Source organism: Pedobacter sp. 10L46_2, from assembly GCF_056395165.1.
On sequence record NZ_JBFTIZ010000435.1, the window covers coordinates 1 to 2,612 of the forward strand.

3 protein-coding genes and 1 pseudogene are annotated in these 2,612 nt (G+C 37.7%); all 4 read left to right on the forward strand.

Annotated features, from left to right (window positions below; translation table 11 throughout):
• Window positions 1-332, forward strand: a pseudogene (locus AC1DDX_RS26300) (aerotolerance regulator BatA); the annotation flags it as partial.
• A 3-nt stretch (window positions 333-335) separates the two neighbouring features.
• Window positions 336-1,373 (forward strand): vWA domain-containing protein, encoded by a 1,038-nt coding sequence (locus AC1DDX_RS26305; protein WP_172659725.1) that lies wholly within the window; start codon window positions 336-338, stop codon window positions 1,371-1,373.
• A complete protein-coding gene (locus tag AC1DDX_RS26310; RefSeq protein WP_288878946.1) occupies window positions 1,373-2,128 on the forward strand; it encodes a tetratricopeptide repeat protein in 756 nt (251 codons plus the stop codon). Before AC1DDX_RS26305 ends, AC1DDX_RS26310 begins: the two co-directional genes overlap by 1 nt.
• 27 nt (window positions 2,129-2,155) lie before the next feature.
• Window positions 2,156-2,612: BatD family protein (locus AC1DDX_RS26315; protein WP_477622912.1), on the forward strand; the 457-nt coding region annotated here is incomplete at its 3' end.

A 2,612-nucleotide genomic window follows, 5' to 3' on the forward strand; every position in this document is an offset into this window, starting at 1 on the left:
TTTATACAGTTGGGGTGGGTACTAAAGGATATGCACCTTATCCTGTAAAAACACCTTTTGGTATACAGTATCAGCAAGTTCCTGTTACCATTGATGAAGGAACGCTTTCCAGTATCGCAAAAATTACCGGAGGTAAGTACTTCCGTGCTACAAATAACGATAAGCTAAAAGAGATTTATCAGCAAATTGATCAATTAGAAAAAGCAAAGATCGCTGTTACACAGTATCATAAGAAAACAGAGCGTTTTTTGCCTTTTGCATTGATTGCGCTGGCTCTTTTGCTGGTTGAATTTGGATTAAGAAATACATTGTTTAAAGGAGCTTTAACTTAATATATGTTACGTTTTGAACACATAGCGCTTTTATGGGGGCTAGCTGCCATTCCATTGTTTATCCTGATTTTTTTTCTGGTGCGCCGGTGGAAAAGAAAGGCGCTGGCCAGTCTTGGCGATAAAGCTACAGTAAGGAAAATGATCCCAGAGGTTTCTTTTACCAGACCGGGATTAAAGTTTATCTTTTTTACCGTTGCTTTTGCATCATTAGTTATTGGTGCTGCCAATCCTCAAATTGGAACTAAGGTGGAAGAGGGTAAAAAGAGCGGCGCTGATTTAATGATCCTGCTTGATGTTTCCAATAGTATGCTTGCAGGAGATCTTTCTCCGAACAGACTTGAAAATGCAAAAAGGGCAATATCACAATTGATTGATAACCTTCATAACGATAGGATAGGGATTATCATTTTTGCAGGAGAGGCTTATGTTCAGTTGCCCATAACAACTGATTATTCTGCTGCTAAATTGTTCCTGAATAACATTAGTACAGATATCGTTCCGACACAAGGAACTGCAATTGGTGCTGCAATTGATATGGGTATGAAATCTTTTGATTTTGTAAATGGAACAAGTAAAGCAATGGTACTGATGACTGATGGAGAGAATTTTGAGGATGATGCTATTGCCTCTGCAAAAAGAGCAACCGAAAAAAATGTTGCAATACATGTTATTGGCCTCGGTTCTGCAGAAGGAGCTCCGGTTCCAATTTATCAGAATGGCAATCCAACAGGCTTTAGAAAAGATGAAAAGGGGCAAACGGTTATCACCAAGCTAAATGAGCAAATGTGTAAGGAGATCTCTGAAGCTGGTAACGGAGTTTATGTTAGGGCCTCGAATGCCAATAGTGGATTGGGAATTGTGATGAATCAGATCAGCAAAATGGAGCAAAAGACATTTGACAGTAAAGTATTTAAGAATTATGAAGACAGGTTCCAGTTTTTTCTTGGGTTTGCTTTAATACTATTGGTTATAGAATTCTTTATCTCAAGTAAAAAGAACCTGAAATTAAGTGAGTTGAATTTGTTTGAAGTAAGAAAATAATGAAGCAGTTTATCATCATCATATTTATATTATTACAAGGCACTTTGCTTTTTGCTCAGAAAGAGAAGAAGTATATCCATAAAGGGAATCAGCTGTATCAGGAAAAGAAATATGCTGAGGCCGAGGCGAGTTACAGGGAATCGGTAGATAAATCGAAGGCTTCTGTGGAGGGAAACTTTAATCTTGGTGATGCTTTGTATAAGCAGAAGAAATTTGATAATGCTGCTCAGAAGTTTACAGATATTGCATCATCATCTGAGAATAAAGCGGTTAAGGCCAAAGCATATCACAATCTGGGCAATTCATTACTAGAGTCGAAAAAGCTGGAAGAAAGCATCGAAGCTTATAAAAAATCATTGATCAATAATCCTAAAGATGATGAGACTAGGTATAACCTGGCTTATGCGCAGGAAAAGCTGAAACAACAGCAGCAACAACAGAATAAGGATAAAAACAAGGATAAAAATAAAAAGGATCAGGATAAGAAAGATCAGGATAAGAAAGACCAGAACAAAGATCAAAATAAGGATAATAAGGATCAGCAAAATAAGGATCAGCAGAACAAGGATAAAGACAAGCAGGATCAGGATAAAAAAGATCAGAAAGACGGACAACAGCCGCAACCTGATAAATTGTCGAAAGAAGATGCTGAAAGAATGCTTGAAGCCTTAAAGAATGAGGAAAAGAACACTCAGGATAAGCTTAAAAATAAAAAAGCAAAAGGTGTAAAAGGCCGTATTGTTAAAGACTGGTAGACTGAGTATTTTTGCGCTAAAATGAAAATGAAACACTATATATTGTCGGTATTACTGCTGTGGACAAGCGCCTTGTTTGCCAATGGAATAAAATCTGGTGCCCAGGATGTAAAAGTTACTGCATCGGTAAGTAAAAGTGTGGTGGGTACAGGAGAGGCATTTGAAATTAGTTTTTCTGTAAATGGCAATATAGAATCGTTTAATCCACCAGCCCTTAATGGCTTTCAGGTCGTTGGGGGGCCAAATCAATCCTCAAGTTATTCATCTATTAATGGAAACACAACAGCCAGCATGTCTATTAGTTATGATCTTGTTGGGGTTAAAGAAGGTGAATATATTATAGGACCGGCACTTGTTGTTGTGAATGGAAAACAGGTTAAGTCAAACTCTGTTAAAATAAAAGTAGTAAAGGGTAAGGCTGTACCTCAAGGGAATCAGCGAAATGCGGTACCTCAGGGAGATAAGGTTGCGGAAGGAAATAGTA

Bases quoted from the DNA above. Each gene is read 5' to 3' on its own strand.
- AC1DDX_RS26305 (WP_172659725.1), top strand. From the start codon at position 336: ATGTTACGTTTTGAACACATAGCGCTTTTATGGGGGCTAGCTGCCATT.
- AC1DDX_RS26310 (WP_288878946.1), top strand. From the start codon at position 1,373: ATGAAGCAGTTTATCATCATCATATTTATATTATTACAAGGCACTTTG.